Genomic DNA, 20401 nt, shown 5'->3' on the forward strand with positions numbered 1-20401 from the left:
TTTCTGCTACATCAGAAATTTGGACGAAATGGAATTATTATTATGTACTTTGTGCATTACATCAGCAAACAAATCTGCACAGCTCAGTACCTTTACTTTATTGCTTTTTATTTCCAACGGAATAGAATCAGTGATGATTAGTTCCGTTAGTTTTGACTTTTCTATTTTCTCGTAAGCGTTGCCCGATAATAAACCATGAGTAGCAATGGCCCTAACACTAACGGCACCTCTTTCCATCATCAAATCGGCCGCTTTTGTTAAAGTTCCGGCAGTATCTACCATATCGTCTACCAATACCACATTCTTGCCTTGTACGTCTCCAATAAGTTCCATGTGGGAGATTACATTGGCCTTGGCCCTTTGCTTATAACATACAACTACGTCACTGTCCAAGGCCTTGGAATAGGCATAGGCCCTTTTTGAACCACCCATATCAGGAGAGGCAATGGTCAGGTTATCCAATCCTAGATTTTGTAAATAAGGCAGGAACAACGTAGAGGCAAACAAATGATCCACTGGTTTTTCAAAGAACCCTTGAATTTGATCTGCATGCAGATCCATGGTTATGATTCTTGTAGCTCCAGCAGTCTCCAACATTTTAGCTACAAGCTTGGCCGCTATTGGCACCCTAGGTTTATCCTTTCGGTCTTGTCTCGCCCAACCAAAATACGGCATTACAGCAGTGATATGACGAGCAGAGGCCCTTTTGGCGCCATCTATCATCAGCAACATTTCCATAAGGTTTTCCGGCCCTGGGTGGGTAGAGCCAATAATAAAAATTCTAGCGCCCCTTATGGACTCCTCAAAGGAAGGTTGAAATTCTCCATCGCTGTAACGGGAAAATATAACGTTCCCCAATTCCACGCCATAGGCCTTGGCAATTTTTTCTCCTAAAACGGTACTCCGGGTACAAGCGAAGAATTTAGGTTCGGAACGCTGTATGGCATGTCTTATTTTCTTGATTCTCCCTAGGGTCAAAAGGAACTCGAAAGTCCCTGTTTTCTAAGGAGGTGCAAATTTAGAAATTAATTTGTCTTGATAAAGTATAATTGTTGAATTTTTTGGTGTAGAAATAAAAATATTTTTTAGTTTTGCAGTCCAATTTTATAGGCTCGAGTGGCGGAATTGGTAGACGCGCTGGATTCAAAATCCAGTTCTTTCGGGAGTGTGGGTTCGATTCCCACCTCGAGTACAAGGAAAATCCCCAGCTGTTGTTGGGGATTTTTGTTTTCACCTCTAACCTAGAATCAGTTGACTGAATAACTAACAAAGGCCAACTTTTTACTGTCAGGGCTCCAAGAAGGCACATTGATGGTTCCTTGACCCCCAAAGAAAACTGGGGTGATATCACGAATTTCCTTGGTTTCCACGTCCATAAGTCTGAGTTTGACCTGTTTTCCAAACAGGTGACTTTGTTTTTGGTCAGAGGTATATGCAATATAAACAATCCATTTTCCATCAGGTGAGGGGTGTGGGAACCAATTGGAGTTTTCGTCAAAAGTCAGCTGTTCAGGTCTTTTACCATTTGCATTCATCCTCCAAATTTGCATATGCCCCGTTCTGTAGGAATTGAAATAAATGTACTTTCCGTCCGGTGAATAATCGGGACCGTCATCCAATCCTTTGGCACTAGTTAGTCTTTTTTCCTTGCCACCGTTTGCGCCAATAGTGTATATGTCGTAATTCCCATTTCGTTCGGCACAATAGGCTAGGGTTTTACCATTGGGTGACCAGCCATGCCAATATGAAGGTACGTTTGTAGTTATACGTTTTGGTATCCCCCCATTTATAGGCATAATAAAGATGGCTGATTTATAGGATTTGGGGGAAGGATTATTTTTATCATTATGGCTTATGGCCAACCATTGATTATGCTGGGAAATGCCATGATCATTGTTGCACTGATTTGCAAAACCGGTATCAAGCGGGTTCAATTTTTGCGTACCAAGGTCCAGAGTATATAGTTTCCCCTTGCTGTTTATAATCAAATAACCTTCCGGATGCCAGTTGGGTGCTTCAAAATGTTCATTAATACGTATTGCTGTCTCAATTCGGCCAGTTTCTATATCAACAGTTTGGATGTAACTGGTGGTGTCTATCTTATTTTCAGGTGGATGGTTGTAAAAATGCATGGACTGGCCAACAAGCTTCCAATCATTATCGAATTTTTCCAAAAAACGTACCTCATAGGAAAGTGTCTCCTTACCTTGTGTGTCAACCGAAACCTCGTCATGGCCAACCCATGCCGTATGTTCACCAATATTCATCTTATGGTTGTAATGAAAGGCGAAACCTCCGTTGCCGATAATGTTGGATGGCGGGTCGATGGACATACTTACTGGGATTTCAATGAAATTTCCGTTCGCTCGTGACATCACATTGATGGCATTTGGAGTGGCCTTCCAGCATTCGGCATGCTTTTCTTTATCTCCAAGACGCCAAGTGAGTCCCTCTTTTTCCAAGAGCCTGATAATTTCTATAGAATCTTTTTCTCTTTGGGAATATAATGTGTTACAAACAAGGATAGCAAAAAGGGGTATCCAATTTCTATGAAATGGACTTAATTTAAAATTTGCCCAAAGATTCAGGTTTTCTTTCATGGTAATCTCTATTATGTACTTGTTATAAAAGTACATTTTAATTACACTAAACCTTACTTATTTTATTTATAAAGGCGAATAAACCGTGTAAGTTCCCTTTACTTATTTACACTGATCATAACGGCTTCACAACTCTGAAGGTCCGAGTTCAAGATTAGGTTTTCAGACTTCGTCCCATCCGAAATTTCAACTGAAACCGTATTTGGTGGAGCGTCTCCCAGGTTATGCGCATATAGAAATAGGTCATTGGATTTGTTTGGGTTCAGCTTTACCTTGAATTCACGCTTGTAATAGGTCAAATAATGTTTTGAAACGACGGGAGATCCATTTAGGTATATGGAGACAATGTCCCCATCCTGTCTACCATAGTCCCAGATCTTGATTGTAATGTTTTCGCTGTCAAAGGTGAGTTCTTCTGTATAAGAAATCTTTCTTCCATCAAACTGCTCTCGTATAGTGGGTTCCTGTTTTGGGCTTTCCCGAGTGGTATTGGTAGATACTGCCTGTACTTGCTCTTTCTTTTCCCGTTGTTCTTTTCGTTTTTCACGCTTTTCCTTTCGCGTTAATTCTCTCTTTGCTTCCTCTGCCTGCTCATGCTTTCTTTTTCGTTCGTCCGAAGCTTTATTGGCAATAGAAAAAAAAGGGGTTACGAACTTGGCTATGTTGTATTTGTCATCCGGGAATAGTTCAATGCCCACTACTTGATATTGATTTCCCGAACCTATATTTTTCGCAAGCTCTATTCCGGTGGCCGTACCCGTATTTGAAAACGAACCCAATTCCTGTACCACCATTTCGTTCCGTACCGAGAAAAAAACGTATGGATTTATCAGCTCCAATATTTTGGGTGGTGCATTCCAAGGAAACCTGTTGAGGAATTGACCAAACCGTACTTTGGTCGGGGTTTATAATCTGTATACTGGATTTGCCTTCCTGCGAAAATCCAATGGCGCCAATAAGGCAAAAAAGAAATGTAATTAGGGGGTACTTCAAGTATAGTTTGAAAATCAAAATAGATGCACTTTTATTATTTTATATAAAGCTATAAAAAGAACTGATTTTAATTACAACGCTAATTCCCTAAAAATGTTGGGTCAATTATATTTAATACAACCCATAGAATTAAATAATGATGAAGGAAATATTGGTGAGGGGATAGTAGCCAATTGTTATTTTAAGTACTATTTTAGGGGTAGTAGTTAAAACCACCCTTAATATGAGTTCAAGAAGAAAATTTATAGAGAATATTGCTGTTTCGTCCATTGGTGTTTCCATACTCGGAAATCCAACAAGACTTTTTGCATCACCGATAAAGGAATATGATGGATCCATGCTGCGGGTAGCCATTATGGGACTGGGAAGTTATGGGAATAGGGTGGCGGAAGCCATGTTGGATTGTAAAAAGGCCAAATTGGTGGGTGTAATTAGTGGTACCCCATCGAAAATTACCGATTGGCAGGCGAAATACGGTATACCTAAAAAGAATTGCTACAACTACGATAATTTCGATGCCATTAAGAGCAATGATGATATAGATGCGGTATATGTCATTACTCCGAACGGATTGCATTGCGAACAAACCATTCGGGTTGCAAAGGCAGGTAAACATGTCATTTGTGAAAAACCGATGGGGATAAATGCAGAGGAAGGACAAAGGATGGTAGATGCCTGTAAGGCTGCCAATGTAAAACTATTGATAGGGTACCGCATGCATTTTGAACCCAAAACGGTTCATGTCATCCAAATGCGCAAGGACGGGGAATTTGGGCAGCCTAAATTTTTTCAGGGGCAATCTGGATTTGTAATTGGCGACCCCACACAATGGCGCTTGAATAAGGAGCTTGCCGGCGGCGGTGCCATGATGGATATCGGAATTTACTCCATTAACGGGGCGCGATATGTTCGGGTGAAGACCCTATTTGGGTAACGGCTCAAGAAACTAAAACGGACCCGATTAAATTCAAAGGAGGGGAGTGGACGAAACCATTCAGTTTCAAATGGGTTTTCCGAGCGGTGCCGTTGCCAATTGTCTTTCTACTTATAATATGAACAATCTGGACCGTTTTTTCATGACGGGCTCAAAAGGATGGATGGAGATGAAGCCATCAACCGGGTATGGACCTATCGAGGGGCGTACACACAAAGGGGAACTTGATCAACCTCATGTAACGCACCAAACACTCCAAATGGACGGGATGGCCGAACTTATTTTTGAAGGTAAACAGCCTATCGTACCAGTAGATGGCGAGGAAGGGGTAAAGGATATGAAAATTATCGACGCCATTTTCAAAGCCGCGAAAACAGGGGATAAGGTCGAAATTAATTTATAATTTCTTTTTGACTATCTATATTCCAATAATTCTATTTTTCTAAAATCTATGGGATGGCTGTTGGATTGCAGCGAAATATACCCACTTTTCACGGTTGAATCCCCTTCTTTTATAAAAGCTCGGGCGAATTCATTTTCGGGGTCATATACGGGGTTGGCATAGTTCATAATTTCTTCCCCGTTAACAAAATGTTTCATTTTGCCATCCTTTACATCAATCTCTATAGTGACCCATTGGTCACCATGAAAGGTTTTAGACACTTTGGCGGGATTGCAAAACAGGTCACTCCGTTCCCCATTAATTTCTACCTTCATACCTATACCGCAAATAGCGCCTAGCGGCCTCTCTTCGGTTCCATTACCACCATGTAGATTATATTCCAAACAAATAGGAAAGCTCCGGTTCAATTGGACGGTACCGGGAGGCTGGGTATGTATCTGTACCCCACTATCCCTAAAGCCCCATTCCGGGGCACCAGGGGCGGTTTCTCCTACGAATCGATATTCAACTTTCAATCGATAATCGGATAATTCCTTGTCATAGAAGAGTGCTCCAAAACGTTCCCCGAATTCAGGTCCATATGCGTCATAGCGTATTTTTAGGATACTGTCCTCTACCCTAAAGGTATTTCCAAAGTTTTCGGCTAAAGGATACCCATTTATCTTCATGATTCAACCATTAAGGTTTTCACCATTAAAAACAGATATCCATTGGCTTTGAACACCCTCAGGTTGCATGATACCCTTTTCCTCTTTTTTATCCTTACAGCTTATGAGAAAAACCGAGACCTGTGAATAAGGAAGTTTTAATAAGGGTAACTATATGCTTCATCGTGTTTCGGTATATGATTTTAAATGTAATAATAATAATCCATCGCTAATTATATAAAATATATTATGGATTATTTCCAATAATATGGAATTATTCCATAATTTAGTCTTCCTCTTTTATTATTAATGGACAAGACTATTTTACATTTGGATTTGGACACGTTTTTTGTATCCGTAGAGCGCAGGCTGGACAGCAAGCTACTTAAAAAGCCGATTCTTGTTGGTGGGTTGAGTGACCGTGGCGTGGTGGCTGCTTGTAGTTATGAGACACGTGGATACGGAGTACATTCCGGTATGCCCATGAAAATGGCAAAGGAACTTTGTCCTGAGGCCATACAGATAAAGGGGAATGCAGGTACCTATAGTCAATACTCGGACGTGGTCACCGATATTATCAAAGAGAGCGTTCCGCTTTTTGAAAAGTCCAGTATCGATGAATTTTATGCGGATCTTACGGGTATGGATCGTTTTTTTGGAGCTTATAAATATGCCTCTGAACTACGCCATAGGATTATTAGGGAAACCGGACTCCCTATTTCCTTTGGACTTTCAGTGAACAAAGTGGTCTCTAAAGTGGCTACCAATGAGGCGAAGCCCAACAACCAATTGAAGATAGATTATGGACTGGAAAAGCCTTTTTTGGCCCCGCTTTCCATAAAAAAGATTCCTATGGTTGGTGATAAGACGTATCAGACCCTTAGAAATTTGGGACTCCGACAGATACGTACCATACAGGAAATGCCTATGGATGTAATGCAGCGGGTACTTGGAAAAAATGGTACGGTTATTTGGAACCGTGCCAATGGTATAGACCATACCCCCGTGATTCCGTTTTGTGAACGCAAATCCATATCAACGGAACGCACTTTTGATCGTGATACCATAGATGTGGTAAAGTTAAAGGGTATCCTTATCGCCATGACGGAGAACCTTGCCTACCAACTTCGCAGGGGAGAAAAGTTGACGGCTTGTGTTACTGTGAAAATCCGGTATTCCGATTTTAATACCTATTCCAAACAATTGCGGATTCCCTATACGAGTGCGGATCATATCCTTATTCCTAAAATTTTGGAACTGTTCAGGGTATTGTATAACCGAAGGTTATTGGTACGGTTGATAGGTATCCGGTTTAGTCATTTGGTATCGGGCAATTATCAGATCAATCTTTTTGATGATACAGAAGAACGATTAAATCTTTACCATGCCATGGACTATATTAGGAATCGCTTTGGGGAAAAGAGCGTCATTCGGGCATCGGCCATGGGAAAGAATACTATAGGGCGTATGCATAATCCTTTTGATGGTAGACCGCCCATCGTGCTAGCACATCGGAAACAGTAAAAATTAGTTACTGGTTGTTAGTTTTTAGAAATAGATATTATTGATTACCAACAACCAGTAGCTTTTGAATTTGAATTTGAACTTGACACTTGAATTTGTCCCTTGTACTTGAATTGCCACACATATTACAGTTTGCGCTACGGAACCTTTTCCGAGGAAGAGCTTTTGGGTTTGGCCCAAAAAAATGGTGTTACACGGTTAGTACTTACGGATATCAACAATACATCTGCATGTCTCAATTTTGTTCGAAAAGCTTCCGAATACGATGTCACACCACTATTGGGGATTGATTTTAGAAATGGCGTGGAATCTTGTTTCATAGGTATAGCCAAAAACAACGATGGGTATTTGGAACTGAACAATTTTCTTTCTGAGCATTTGCATAAGGAAAGACCATTGCCCATAGTTGCGCCAAAGTTTAAGAATGTCTATGTCATTTATCCCTTTGAGCAGGTACTTCGTAACGAGATACAAACCTTTGCAGATTATGAATTCATAGGTATCTCCATTGCCGATTTGCGACGTTTGCCGTTTTCAAGACTATTGTGCTTAAAGGATAGGTTGGTGGTACAACAACCGGTTACTTTTCGCAATAAAGGCGATTTCAATGCCCATAGATTGTTGAGAGCCATTGATAAGAATGTATTGTTGAGCAAGTTGGAAAAAACAGAGGAAGGCAATGAGGATGAAAAAATGTATCCTATTGAAAATTTGGCCGCTGCTTTTTCTGAATATCCCTTTATTCTTGAAAACACAGACCGTTTGTTGAAATCCTGCTCTATCCAATTTGATTTTTCACAGGATAGGAAACCTCAAAATCTGCAAAACTATACGGACTCTAGGGAGGAGGATGAACGGATGATCGAGCGGTTATGTCTTGAAGGCTTGCCGTATCGTTATCCCGATGGTGGGGAGGGTATTATGGAACGTTTACAAAAAGAGTTGGGGCTTATTAAGGAAAAGGGGTTCGTTTCTTATTTTTTGATCAATTGGGATATTGTTTCCTACGCACGTAAGCAAGGGTTTTTCTATGTGGGCAGGGGCAGCGGTGCCAATAGTATTGTAGCTTATTTATTGCGAATTACGGATGTGAATCCCATGGAACTCGACCTATATTTTGAGCGCTTCATAAACCTCTATCGTACCAATCCCCCTGATTTTGATATTGATTTTTCACATCACGATCGACCAGTAATGACCCAATATATTTTTGATCGTTTTCAGCATGTGGCCCTTTTGGGAACCTATGTTACTTTTAAGGAAAGAGGGGTCATTCGGGAGTTGGGAAAGGTATTTGGGCTTCCTAAAGATGAAATCGATTTCCTTTCTGAGGGAAGATTCGATTCGGGAAAGCTTGATGAGGTGGCACGGTTGGTCCTAAAATACGGTCGGTTGATCATGGGAATGCCCAATTACCTGAGCATTCACGCCGGAGGTATTTTAATAAGCGAAAGACCGTTGCATTGGTTTTCCGCTACGCACCTGCCGCCAAAGGGCTATCCTACTACCCAATTTGATATGGTCATTGCAGAGGATGTAGGATTGTACAAGTTCGATATTCTTGGTCAAAGGGGGTTGGCAAAAATCAAGGAATCCTTGGAGATTATTGCCTATAACCGCATAGATAATCCTGATGAAATCGATATCCACGATGTCAAAAAATTCAAAAAGGATTCCAGGATCAATGACCTGATTAAGACCGCACAATGCATGGGATGTTTTTATGTAGAATCCCCTGCCATGCGGATGTTGTTGAAAAAACTGGAGGTCGACAATTACCTTGGCCTTGTGGCTGCCAGCTCTATCATTAGACCAGGGGTGGCCAAAAGTGGTATGATGCGTGAATATATACTCAGGCACCGGGAAAAGGGGAGAACAGAAGAAAGAGCACATCCAGTAATGTTGGATATTATGCCTGATACCTATGGGGTCATGGTATATCAGGAAGATGTGATTAAAGTGGCCCATTATTTTGCGACTGTGATCCGGGAGAAGCCGATGTTTTAAGAAGGGGGATGAGCGGAAAGTTTCGTTCACGGGAAGAGTTTGAAAAGGTGCGTTTAAAATTTATCGAAAATTGTCGCAAAAAGGGAGAACCGGATAGTGTCATTTTTGAGGTATGGGAGCAGATTGCCAGTTTTGCCGGTTATGCTTTTGCAAAGGGTCATTCCGCCTCCTATGCGGTAGAAAGCTACCAAACCTTGTTTTTAAGGGCGTATTATCCGTTGGAGTATATGGTGGCCGTCCTTAATAATGGGGGCGGTTTCTACCGAACGGAATTTTATATCCATGAAGCTCGAATGCTGGGGGCCACGATACACCCTCCATGCATTAATAGGAGCAATCATAATAATGTAATCTATGGAAAGGCTATTTTCTTGGGACTGGGCTATTTACGGGATTTGGAAAGTAGGGTTGCGGAACGCATCCTAAGAGAAAGGAGTCGGAAAGGTACCTTTACCTCCTTGGAGGATTTTTTGGACCGTGTCGTAATATCCATAGAACAAGTCAGTATTCTGATACGAATCGATGCATTTAGGTTCACAGGGGTCAATAAACATCAACTATTATGGAAGGCCCATTTGTTTTTGAACAAGGGTGTAAAATTGGAACATCCTAAACTTTTTCCGGCAGTACATCAAAATTTTAAGATGCCCCCTTTGCATACCAGTGATCAAGAGGATGCCTTTACGCAATTGGAGTTGTTGGGATTTTGTCTTTGCAGTCCTTTCCAGCTATTGGCAGCACCTCCAAAAAATACGAACGGCAGTAAGGATTTAAAGCAATACCTAAATGGCTACATAGACATTTATGGATATTTGGTTACGGTAAAAAATACCAGTACCCATACAGGAAAACGTATGCATTTCGCCACCTTGGTGGATCAACAGGGAATGGTTTTCGATACGGTGTTGTTCCCACCCGTAGCGGCCAAGTACGCTTTTAGGGGCAGGGGCATTTATCGATTTTATGGAAAAGTGGTGAGCGAGTTCGATTTTTTGAGCATAGAAGTAATCAAAATGCGAAAAGAGGATTATATACCGAGACCCGCGTTATGCCGATATGAAGACCAGTACCAAAATCTTTGCCGAAAAGGATGTTTTATCATTATCATCCAATTCAAAAAAAATATAAAGGTTTAATAACTACATGGTTATTATGTTTATGTGCTATAATTAGATAGTGGTTTTACAAATTTAGATTTCCCAAATTTTGTTACTTTCATGAGGATAATGCTAAAAGAAGAATCATGCGAGATATAATTACTTTGATACTTTCACTTGCTTTTGGGATTACTGTTTCCTTTGCTCAACCAGCCACTTATTGTAATCCTATAAACATAGATTATACCTATATGATTTATAACGCCCACGAAGATTTGTCGTATAGATCTGGTGCGGATCCGGCCGTAGTCAGGTTTAAGGATGACTATTACATGTTCGTTACCAGATTCATGGGATACTGGTACTCAAAGGACATGCACCATTGGGAATTCATAAAACCTAAACAATGGTATTTTCAAGGATCAAATGCCCCGGCCGCATTCAATTACAGGGATTCTGTTTTGTATATGGCCGGTAATCCATCAGGTTCCATGAGTGTATTGTTCAGTGATTCTCCGGAAAATGGAGAGTGGGAAGCTACCCCATCCATACTGCATAACTTACAAGATCCTGCATTGTTTATAGATGATGACGGTCAGGCCTACATGTATTGGGGGTCTTCCAATACATTTCCAGTACGTGCCAGGAAGTTGGATAAGAAGAAACGGTTCCGTCCGTCTGATGAAATCCATGAATTTTTTAACCTAGAGCGAGAAAAACATGGCTGGGAACGGTTTGGTGAAAACCACTCAGATAGCATTAACGGTGGATATATTGAAGGACCATGGATGAATAAAATAAATGGGAAATATTATTTGCAATATGCAGCTCCCGGACCGAATTCAATGTCTATGGGGATGGGGTTTACATATCGGATACTCCCTTAGGGCCGTTTAACTATGCTCCCAATAATCCATTTTCTTATAAACCCGGAGGGTTTATTAATGGAGCTGGACATGGCAGTACCGTGTTGGGACCTGGAAATCAATATTGGCATTTTTCATCCATGTCCGTTGGGGTCAGTGTTGGTTGGGAAAGAAGAATAGGTATGTTTCCTACCTTTATTGATACAGATGGACTTCTGTATGCCAATACACGATTTGGTGACTATCCTCATTATGCACCATCGGAAACAGATAGGCATGGGACATTTACGGGATGGATGCTACTATCCTATAAAAAGCCGGTAAAGGTTTCATCAGCCCTTGAGGATTATAACGCTGAAAATTTGGTCGATGAAAATGTAAAAACTTTTTGGGTTGCCCAAGAAAATGGAGAAAACCAGTGGATTGAAATTGATTTGGAACAACCGGCAGTGGTAAAGGCCCTTCAGATTAATTATAATGATTATAAGTCTGACTTATATGGAAAAATTCCTGGTCTTTATCATCAATATAGTATAGAAGCTTCATTGGATGGAATCCATTGGGAAACGGTAATCGATAGGAGTGAAAATAGCAAGGATGTACCCAACGATTATGTGGTACTTCAAAACCCTATAAAGACTAAACACATTCGATATCGTAACGTACATGTGCCAACCTCTTATTTATCTATTTCAGATATTCGAATTTTTGGGAACGGTTTTGGTAAGGCACCTAAGCCATTAAAGAAATTTACTTTGGAACGGAAGGATATGCGTCGGGGAGCCAACTTATCTTGGAATGCGGTTAAAGATGCACAAGGATACAATGTTCTTTGGGGTATTGCCCCAAACAAATTATATAGTTCTTGGATGGTTTATGAGGATACAAGTTTGGATATAAAATCCTTGAATTCGGATCAAACGTACTATTTTTCTATAGAAGTCTTCAATGAGAATGGTGTGTCTGAAAAATCTCCTATCCTAAAACTGGAGTAAAACCCTTCTAATAAAATAGAAGTAATAAGGTGTAAATGGCAAGCAGTATAATACACTTTTTCATAATGTATTGTATTTGGTGTTAGTTTATTTATACTACTAAAGTAACTACAAGAGGGTCTCTATCGGCAAACTCTTCGAACACCTGAGGGAAAATATCGGTAAAAACCACTTCTCTTTCTTTAAGCCCCAAAAAAGTGAAGACAAATGATCATCCATTTGAGAGTGTTTAAATGATCATATCAGAATTTGAACTAAAATAGTTGCTGTTTACGAAGGTGTTTTCGTTACTCAGTAACTCCAACTTAATTAAGGATAACTATATGAAATCTGTTAAGTTATAAATCAGATTATACTAGATTTAGTCACATATATCTAAATTCGTGGAGATGATAGTACCTGTAATGATTCGCTGAGTCTGAATTATAGTTGCGTATACCCTAGGAACCAAACTCCTTACAACAAACTGCAAAATTAATTTTGGCGTAGGTTGATTGGAAAGAATTAAAAAAAAATAATATACGCAATTGGCTGTCCATGGTATTTTAATGGCTGATTAGGTAGTTCCTTAATAATGGGAGCGATTAAACATGTTGGAAATGAAAATTAATAGTTTAAAAAAATATCTGTTAACACTTTGGATTCTAGTCTGTGCATACCAATTTACCTATGGACAGGGAACTTATAAGGTACATTCCCACAATGATTATCATCAAGACTTTCCCTTTATTAAAGCTTATATCAACAACGCTTCTTCCATAGAGGTAGATTTATTTCTAAAGAATAATACCTTGTATGTTACCCATAATGAATCTGAAATTATAGAAGGGCGAACTTTGTCATCTCTTTATTTAGAACCTTTGCTTGAACTGGAGAAAGCGGGAAAGTTAAGAGAAATACAACTTTTACTGGATATTAAATCGTCTTCTGAGACGACCCTGAACGCGATACAAGATGTATTAAAGAAATCTCCTTGCCTTATTCAAGGAAATAAGGTGTCCTTTGTGATTTCAGGTAACCGTCCTAAACCAAGAGATTATAATAATTATCCCGAATACATTTCCTTTGATCATCAAAATTTGGATGATTTGGATTCCGTACCTCCGGACAAAGTGGCAATGATTAGCCTTAGCTTTCAAAAGTTCTCTGTCCGGAACGGATACGGACGCATGGTCGAAGAAGAATTAAAGCGGATTAAAGAGGCTATAGCCATAGCGCATGCCTTTGATAAGCCCTTTAGGTTTTGGGCGACCCCGGATACTAAAACTGCTTGGGCCCGGATGGCCAAATTAGGAGTTGATTTTATCAACACGGATCAACCGGCATTGGTATATGACTATTTGGAGTCCTTGGATGAAAATATATATAAAGGGGAGGTTAAAACAACATATAATCCCGAATACAATTTCGACCCTAACTCTAAACCTACAAATATCATTCTTATGATTGGTGACGGTAACGGGTTGGCACAAATTTCCGCCGCTATGATTGCGAATAAAGGTCGATTGAGCATGACAAATATTAGGGATATTGGGTTGATCAAAACTTCCTCGTTTGATGATTTAATAACAGATTCGGCCGCAGGGGCAACGGCGATGGCCACGGGACAAAAAACGAATAATAGGGCGATAGGGTTAGGCCCAAACGGTGAGGAGCTAAAAAACTTGGTGGATGTGGCATCCGACATGGGATACAAAACTGGAATCATTACCACCGATGCCATTTACGGTGCAACTCCATCGTCATTCTATGCCCATGTAAAGGATAGGGATAATACGGAAGGGATACTTAACGGTTTGATAGCAAGCGAACTTGATTTTTTCATTGCTGGGGGAGAACGTTATGTTGCTGAATTGGACACAGTTTTTAATCGAACCACACTTACAGCATTTAACGATTTACATAGAAAGACTGCGGTTTTTTTGGGGGACAATAAGATGCCCACCATGGAAAAGGGTAGGCAGGATATGTTGCCAAAATCAGTAAAAAAATCTATGGAAGTTCTTTCAAAGGGTAACGAGCCCTTCTTTATGGTCTTAGAAGGAGCCCAAATTGATAATGGAGGTCACTCAAATAATACGGCCACCATAATAGATGAAATGTTGGACTTTGATGCGGCGGTTACCGAGGTATTAAAATTTGCCGATAAAACGAAAAATACATTGGTATTGATTACGGCCGATCACGAAACGTCTCGGCTTTGGAATCGTTGGTGGAAATTTGGAAAATGGAGAGGTTCAAGGAGATTTTTTGACCATCGATCACACAGCTATCATGGTACCTTTATTCGCGTATGAATCAAAAGCACAACATTTTCAAGGGGTGTATGAAAACTCTGAGATATTCTCAAAGCTTAAGAAAATTATGGAGGCCAGGAACTGACCATTCTTGGAAAAAATAAAAAAAGCCTCCCAATTGGGAGGCTTTTAAATATAGGTTTCGGGAGAATGATCAATTCCATCCGCCACCAAGGGCTCTGTAGATGTCCACACGGGCAATCAATTGATCTCTTTTGGTTTCGACCAGTTCCATTTTAGATTCCAAAGCCTCACGTTGTGTTAGAAGCACCTCAATATATTCGACCCTTGCTGATTGAAACAATTGGGTGGAAAGATTAATGGATTCGGTTAAGGTCTTGACTTGGTCCGCCTTTAATTCATAGGTATTTTTGAGATTTTCAAGCTTTGATAACTGATTGGCAACTTCAATATAGCCTCCCAATATCGATTTCTCATACTCAAATACCGCTTGTATTTGTCTTGCATTTGCCGTATTGTACGCTGCTTTTAGTGCATTTCTGTTGATTAATGGGGCAACAAGGTCACCTACTGTGGAATACAACAAGGACTGCGGGGTCTCGGTGAGATATTTGGGCTTAAATGCCTCTAACCCGATACCGGCCTTGATGCCAATGGAGGGGTAAAAATTGGCCCTTGCAACCTTGACATCAAGTTTAGAAGCCTGCAATTCAAATTCAGCGCGACGGATATCCGGTCGGTTTTGAAGCAATTGAGCAGGTATACGCGAATAAATGGTGTCAATTTCACTTTCAATAAAACCTTCCGAATTTCTTTCAATCCGTTGAGGTGACCTACCAATGAGGAAATTGAGCTTGTTTTCCGTTTCTACTACCTGCTGCTGTACTTCAAATTTGTGACTCTTATTTTTTAGGACCTCCGCTTCAAACCGTTTTACGGCCAACTCCGTGGCTCGAGCGGCTTGTTTTTGCAAACGGACCATCTTCATGGCATTTCCTTGTATTTCCAAGTTTTGTTCGATAATGGACAATTGATTGTCCAAAGCGATCAATTCGTAATAAGAATCGGCGATTTCGGCAATTAAGCTCGTTATCATAAAATTTTTACCTTCCACAGTAGCCAAATATTCCAAAACTGCCGACTTTTTGGAATTCCTGAGCTTTTTCCAAACATCCAATTCCCAAGAGGCAAAAATACCAGCAGAATAATCTGTTAATGGTTCAGGAAATTCTTCATCTTCCCGAATATTCAGGTTTTTTTCCACTGCACCGTTTCGGGTGTATTCTCCCACTTTTTCGACTTCGGCTCCTGCCTTAACATCAACAAAAGGGAGGTATTCCCCTTTTCCGGCCTTTACCTCGTTTTGCGCTACATCTATTTGGCGTAGCATGATATTCAACTCCTGGTTATTGACCAAGGCCGTATCTATGAGACTTATCAAATAGGCATCAGAGAAAAATTCCCTCCATTGAATCGTGGCTGAATTTAAGGTGTCCGTTGTTTTTCCCTGATAATTCTCCGGAATGGCTGTGTTCTCCTCCCGTATAGATTTAGAAGGGATGCAAGAGTAGATTGTCCCCAACAATAACAGGCAGACGACGACCGGTTTAAGACCAAGTGTTATATTCAATTTAAAATTATTCATCGTCTTTTCTTTTGGTTAATTTTTTTAAAAGTTTTTTCATTTCCGTTAGGGCAGTTTTTGTCCTGCTTTCTTCCTCTGAAATTCTCATGAACTCTTCTGAAACAGGTTCGCTGGACTCATCTTTAATAAGGCTTCTTCCTTCTGCTATTTTTGCAAAAATGTAGTACAGACCTGGTATCACAAGTACGCCCCCGATGGTTCCAATTAGCATACCTCCCAAGGCGGAGCCCCCAATGGTTCTATTTCCAATAGCTCCGGCTCCCGTAGCTATTACCAAAGGAATAAGCCCGGCTATGAAGGCAAAAGAGGTCATTAGGATAGGTCTGAAACGTGCTCTAGAACCTTCAATGGCGGCTTCTATAACAGTGGCTCCCTGTCTATGCTTTTGTACCGCAAATTCTACGATCAAAACCGCATTTTTTCCCAATAATCCCACTAACATGATTACCCCAATTTGGGCATACACATCATTTGCCAGCCCCATCAGCTTTAATAAGGCGAAGGATCCAAATACCCCAACTGGGAGGGAAAGAATTACCGCAAAAGGAAGTAGAAAACTCTCGTACTGGGCGGCCAAAACAAAGTATACGAATATGAGTACCACTATGAAAATATACAGGGACTCATTTCCCCTGTTGGCCTCATCGAAGGATAGACCCTCCCACGCAATATCGTAACCTCTAGGAAGTGATTCCGCTGCTACTTCCCTTATAGCATTGATAGCGTCTCCGGTAGTGTAACCCGGCGCTGGAAGACCGTTTATAGTAGCAGAGTTATAAAGATTATAACGTGTTATTTCGTTAGATCCTAACCTTTTCTCCAAGGTCATAAATGCTGAGTAGGGCACCATTTCGCCTTCTTCGTTTTTAACGAACAACTTTTCCAAATCAGACGGTAATGCCCTATATTACGGAGCTGCCTGGGTATAGACCTTAAAGAACCTTCCATAAAGAATAAAACCTTGCTCATAGGTACTACCAATAAGAATGTTGAGGTTTTCCATGGCCTTTCCAATGGAAACCCCTTTTTGCATGGCAATTTTATTATTTATTTTAAGCTCGTATTGCGGATAGTTTGCCGAAAAGAACGAGAATAAGCCGGTAAGCTCTTCGCGTTTGCCCAAAGCTTCCATGAAATCATCGTTTATCTTACCAAATTCATGATAATCCGTTGAATTGGTCTTATCGAGTAAACGCATGGAAAAACCTCCCGAAGAACCAAATCCTGGAACAGCTGGCGGCTCAAAATACTCGATCCTTGCACCAAGATTCTTTGTTTCCTCTTCCAACTCCTCCATGATCTCATGGATCGAATGATGTCGTTCTGACCATGGTTTTAAGTTGATTAGACAGGTACCCGCATTGGAACCACGTCCCTCTGTCATGATCTCATAACCTGCCAAGGATGAAACGGACTCAACCCCTTCCGTTTCCTCACAAATCTGTTGAAGTTTACGGGCAACATCATTGGTCCTTTCCAAAGTAGACCCTGGAGGAGTCCGGATAATCGCATAGATCATACCTTGGTCCTCGTTGGGAATAAATCCTGCCGGAAGCGATTCGTTGGTAAAGAAGATACCGGCACAGAAAGCAATAAGGATTCCAAAGGTCACAACCCTACGGGCAACAATTTTGTTCAACAGTCCAACATATCCACTGGTAAGCCGTTCAAACCCTCTATTGAACCAGTCGATAAATTTATCTATGGGGGATTTCTTTCTATGCTTACCATGGTTGTTTTTCAACATAATGGCACATAGAACTGGTGTCAAGGTCAAGGCCACAACAGCCGAGATTACAATAGATCCTGCCATGGTTATGGAGAATTGCCGGTAGAATACGCCAACGGGCCCGGTCATGAACGAAATTGGAATGAATACAGAAACCATTACCAGGGTGATAGCAATGATGGCCCCACCAATTTCGCCAAGTACTTCTTTGGATGCCTTGAATGGGTCCAATTTTTCCTCTTCCATTTTAACGTGTACCGCCTCTACGACCACAATGGCATTATCCACAACAATACCAATGGCCAATACCAAGGCAAATAGGGTAATTAGATTAATGGAAAGTCCAAATAGCTGCATCACGAAAAAGGCACCGATGAGGGAAACCGGTACTGCGATAATGGGTATCAAGGTAGATCTCCAATCCCCTAAAAAGAGGAACACAACGATAGCAACTAGAATAAATGCATCTCTAAGGGTGTGTAATACCTGTTCTATGGAGGCATCCAAAAAGTTGGCGACATCATAGTTGATACTATAATCCACTCCAGGAGGAAGTTCTTCCTTTAATTCCGTTAATTTGGCCTTAACCTGATCAATTACATCCTTACCGTTACTGCCGAGTGTCTGTTTTAAAACAATGGAAGCCGATGGATGTCCATCCAAGTTGGAATAGATATCAAAGAATTCGCTTCCAAGTTCTACATCGGCCAAATCCCCCAGGGTAATTGTCTCACCTTCGGCGTTGGCACGAACAATAATTTCTTTGTACTGATCGGCTTCATTATACCTTCCTATATAGGTAAGTACATATTCCAGCGATTGAGATTTAATGCCCGAGCTTTGCCCCAATCTACCGGGACGTGCAATGATGCTTTGCTCCTGCATGGCCTCCATAATCTCCTCGGCAGAAACGTTATATGCACGCATACGGTCAGGCTTTAGCCAAACTCTCATCGCATATTTTCGGCTGCCTAAAATCCGGGCACTGGCTATACCGTTTATACGTTGAATTTCCGGTATGATCTTGGTGTAAGCGTAGTTATAGAGGAACTTTTCATCATTGTGCCCGTCCTCGTCGAAAAGGTTAACATACATCAACATACTGGGCTGAACAGGTGTAATAACAATCCCTTCGCGCTGTACCAATTCCGGTAAGTTCGGCATAACCTGGTCTACTCTTGTCTTCACCATAACAACTGCCCGGTTTGGATCTGTGCCAGGTTCAAAAATGACCCTAAGGGTTCCCTCACCCGCACTGGTGGCATCGGATGCTAAATAGCGCATTCCTTGGACCCCGTTAATAGCCGTTTCCAAGGGGATAAGCGTAGAGTTTACCAATACGTCCGCACTAGCACCGGGGTAGGCAATAAATATGTTGACCGTGGTAGGTGCAATTTCGGGAAATTGCGAAATGGGCAATTGTTTTATGGCCGAAGGCCCGTAAAAACTATCATAACCGATATGACAATGGCCAACACCGGTCTTTTTATAAACTTTTTAAACATTTTTTAGGAATTTGTGGGTTACCTATTCGGCGTATAGGGACAGATTACCGATTACGGAATTCGGTTCTACGAACTCCGTTTCGATTGTATCACCGTCCTTCACCATTCGTATGCCATCCAATATGATCCTTTCCTTTTCGGATAGGCCTTTGTCCACCAAGAACAAATCAGGTAATTCCCCTACAACGGAGATTTCCCTTTGATTTACCTTACCTTGGTTATCGACCACAAATACAAATTTTTTGTCCAAGACCTCAAAAGTGGCCTTTTGAGGTATGATCAGGGCATTTTGAAAAGGTATGGTCATCAAAATACTGCCTGTTTCACCATGTCTTAATATTTTGTCCGGATTTGGGAAAGTGGCCCTGAAAGCAATGTTCCCTGTTTCGTTATTGAACTCACCTTCTATGGTCTGTACAATTCCAATTTGGTTAAACTGCCTATTATTGGCCAATAAAAGACCGACGGATTTTTTTTCATCTTTGTCCTTGCTCATGATATAATCCGGATATTCGGCTTCGGGAACATTGAAATACACCCACATCTCTGAGTTATCGGATAAGGTTGTCAATAACTCTCCTTCATCGAGTAAGCTACCTTCCCTTACGTGAAGGTGATTCATGATACCATCAAAGGGAGCCCTAACATCTGTAAAACCTAAATGCGTCCGGGCAAGGGCAACTTCCGCCTTTGCTTTTTCCAACGTAGCTTTGGCCATAGAAAGTTCATTTTCTGATACGACGTTTCCGTCTGCCAAGAGCTGGGTATTTTTGAGTTCTATTTCCGCAATTTTTGCTTCTGCCTCCGCTTTTTGTAAATCTGCCTGATATACATTGGGCATGATATTGAACATTTTTTGCCCTTTTTTTACAAATTGACCTTCATCAACATGTATTTCCTTGAGGTATCCTTTTTCAAGGGCCCGTAGCTCTATATGTCTAATGGAATGTATTTGCGCCACATAATCCTTGGTTATGGATGTATCCTTTACAATGGGGCTGGTGACCAAAAATTGGGTCTCCTCTTTATGTGATTCTTTTTTGTGGTTACAATTAGTTAGGCCTGTAATAACGAAAAGGCCTACAATCATGGGGATTCTCCTCATAATTAATTATTTAGAAAATTATTTAAACTTAGAATTGAGATAACACCAAACAACCTAACATAGCTCTAAGTGTCTTGCGCTGTTGTAAGGATT

14 protein-coding genes, 1 tRNA gene and 1 pseudogene are annotated in these 20401 nt (G+C 40.9%); 9 read left to right on the forward strand and 7 right to left on the reverse strand.

Annotated elements, in window-relative coordinates; translation table 11 throughout:
- Positions 1 to 6 precede the first annotated feature (6 nt).
- Positions 7 to 978, reverse strand: coding sequence for a ribose-phosphate pyrophosphokinase (locus tag NYZ99_RS01730; RefSeq protein ID WP_420845169.1), 972 nt, complete (start codon positions 976 to 978; stop codon positions 7 to 9).
- Positions 979 to 1110: 132 nt separating this feature from the next.
- Here NYZ99_RS01730 and NYZ99_RS01735 point away from each other — a divergent pair.
- Positions 1111 to 1192: transfer RNA gene (locus tag NYZ99_RS01735), tRNA-Leu, on the forward strand.
- 55 nt (positions 1193 to 1247) lie between these two features.
- Here the strand turns inward: NYZ99_RS01735 and NYZ99_RS01740 are convergent.
- Together NYZ99_RS01740 and NYZ99_RS01745 are read right to left on the reverse strand one after the other, a co-directional pair.
- Positions 1248 to 2600: a TolB family protein gene (locus tag NYZ99_RS01740; protein WP_260573199.1), complete on the reverse strand. Its 1353-nt coding sequence runs from the start codon at positions 2598 to 2600 to the stop codon at positions 1248 to 1250.
- A 98-nt stretch (positions 2601 to 2698) separates the two neighbouring features.
- Positions 2699 to 3439, reverse strand: a complete 741-nt coding sequence (locus tag NYZ99_RS01745) for a hypothetical protein (RefSeq protein ID WP_260573200.1) — start codon at positions 3437 to 3439, stop codon at positions 2699 to 2701.
- 377 nt (positions 3440 to 3816) lie between these two features.
- Between NYZ99_RS01745 and NYZ99_RS01750 the strand changes: the two genes are divergently transcribed.
- Positions 3817 to 4527 (forward strand): Gfo/Idh/MocA family protein, encoded by a 711-nt coding sequence (locus NYZ99_RS01750; protein ID WP_260573201.1) that lies wholly within the window; start codon positions 3817 to 3819, stop codon positions 4525 to 4527.
- Between the two features lie 46 nt (positions 4528 to 4573).
- On the forward strand, positions 4574 to 4930 hold the full coding sequence (locus NYZ99_RS01755; protein WP_260573202.1) for a Gfo/Idh/MocA family oxidoreductase: 357 nt from the start codon (positions 4574 to 4576) through the stop codon (positions 4928 to 4930).
- 11 nt (positions 4931 to 4941) lie between these two features.
- Here the strand turns inward: NYZ99_RS01755 and NYZ99_RS01760 are convergent, their stop codons facing one another.
- Entirely contained in the window at positions 4942 to 5598 is a 657-nt protein-coding gene (locus NYZ99_RS01760; RefSeq protein WP_260573204.1) for a 3-keto-disaccharide hydrolase, read from the reverse strand.
- Positions 5599 to 5886: 288 nt separating this feature from the next.
- On the opposite strand from NYZ99_RS01760, the gene dinB reads away from it, so the two are divergent.
- The 6 genes from dinB to NYZ99_RS01785 all read left to right on the forward strand — a co-directional run bounded on the left by dinB (position 5887) and on the right by NYZ99_RS01785 (position 14363).
- Positions 5887 to 7101: a DNA polymerase IV gene (gene dinB / locus NYZ99_RS01765; RefSeq protein ID WP_260573205.1), complete on the forward strand. Its 1215-nt coding sequence runs from the start codon at positions 5887 to 5889 to the stop codon at positions 7099 to 7101.
- 132 nt (positions 7102 to 7233) lie between these two features.
- The gene (locus NYZ99_RS21000) at positions 7234 to 9108 is read left to right on the forward strand and encodes a DNA polymerase III subunit alpha (RefSeq protein WP_338039236.1); all 1875 of its coding nucleotides are present in this window, start codon (positions 7234 to 7236) and stop codon (positions 9106 to 9108) included.
- A gap of 8 nt (positions 9109 to 9116) precedes the next feature.
- Positions 9117 to 10244, forward strand: a complete 1128-nt coding sequence (locus tag NYZ99_RS21005) for a helix-hairpin-helix domain-containing protein (protein ID WP_338039237.1) — start codon at positions 9117 to 9119, stop codon at positions 10242 to 10244.
- 107 nt (positions 10245 to 10351) lie between these two features.
- Positions 10352 to 11092 (forward strand): family 43 glycosylhydrolase, encoded by a 741-nt coding sequence (locus NYZ99_RS01775; protein WP_260573207.1) that lies wholly within the window; start codon positions 10352 to 10354, stop codon positions 11090 to 11092.
- Positions 11093 to 11172: 80 nt separating this feature from the next.
- Positions 11173 to 12066 (forward strand): discoidin domain-containing protein, encoded by an 894-nt coding sequence (locus tag NYZ99_RS01780; RefSeq protein WP_260573208.1) that lies wholly within the window; start codon positions 11173 to 11175, stop codon positions 12064 to 12066.
- Positions 12067 to 12665: 599 nt separating this feature from the next.
- Positions 12666 to 14363: an alkaline phosphatase gene (locus tag NYZ99_RS01785; protein ID WP_260573209.1), complete on the forward strand. Its 1698-nt coding sequence runs from the start codon at positions 12666 to 12668 to the stop codon at positions 14361 to 14363.
- Between the two features lie 154 nt (positions 14364 to 14517).
- Here NYZ99_RS01785 and NYZ99_RS01790 read toward each other — a convergent pair whose 3' ends face one another.
- From NYZ99_RS01790 to NYZ99_RS01800, 3 genes and pseudogenes are all read right to left on the reverse strand, one after another.
- Positions 14518 to 15969, reverse strand: a complete 1452-nt coding sequence (locus NYZ99_RS01790) for a TolC family protein (RefSeq protein WP_260573210.1) — start codon at positions 15967 to 15969, stop codon at positions 14518 to 14520.
- A pseudogene (locus NYZ99_RS01795) lies at positions 15962 to 19203 on the reverse strand (efflux RND transporter permease subunit). The gene NYZ99_RS01790 and the pseudogene NYZ99_RS01795 overlap by 8 nt, the downstream one beginning before the upstream one ends.
- Before the next feature lie 22 nt (positions 19204 to 19225).
- A complete protein-coding gene (locus NYZ99_RS01800; protein ID WP_260573211.1) occupies positions 19226 to 20308 on the reverse strand; it encodes an efflux RND transporter periplasmic adaptor subunit in 1083 nt (360 codons plus the stop codon).
- Between the last annotated feature and the right edge of the window lie 93 nt (positions 20309 to 20401).

This window comes from Maribacter litopenaei, assembly GCF_025244665.1.
Classification (GTDB): Bacteria; Bacteroidota; Bacteroidia; order Flavobacteriales; family Flavobacteriaceae; genus Maribacter; species Maribacter litopenaei.

Coding starts and splice junctions, on each gene's coding strand:
- NYZ99_RS01800 (WP_260573211.1), bottom strand. CDS start 20,308: ATGAGGAGAATCCCCATGATTGTAGGCCTTTTCGTTATTACAGGCCTA.
- NYZ99_RS01760 (WP_260573204.1), bottom strand. CDS start 5,598: ATGAAGATAAATGGGTATCCTTTAGCCGAAAACTTTGGAAATACCTTT.
- NYZ99_RS21005 (WP_338039237.1), top strand. CDS start 9,117: ATGAGCGGAAAGTTTCGTTCACGGGAAGAGTTTGAAAAGGTGCGTTTA.
- NYZ99_RS01750 (WP_260573201.1), top strand. CDS start 3,817: ATGAGTTCAAGAAGAAAATTTATAGAGAATATTGCTGTTTCGTCCATT.
- NYZ99_RS01785 (WP_260573209.1), top strand. CDS start 12,666: ATGAAAATTAATAGTTTAAAAAAATATCTGTTAACACTTTGGATTCTA.
- NYZ99_RS01775 (WP_260573207.1), top strand. CDS start 10,352: ATGCGAGATATAATTACTTTGATACTTTCACTTGCTTTTGGGATTACT.
- NYZ99_RS01790 (WP_260573210.1), bottom strand. CDS start 15,969: ATGAATAATTTTAAATTGAATATAACACTTGGTCTTAAACCGGTCGTC.
- dinB (WP_260573205.1), top strand. CDS start 5,887: ATGGACAAGACTATTTTACATTTGGATTTGGACACGTTTTTTGTATCC.
- NYZ99_RS01740 (WP_260573199.1), bottom strand. CDS start 2,600: ATGAAAGAAAACCTGAATCTTTGGGCAAATTTTAAATTAAGTCCATTT.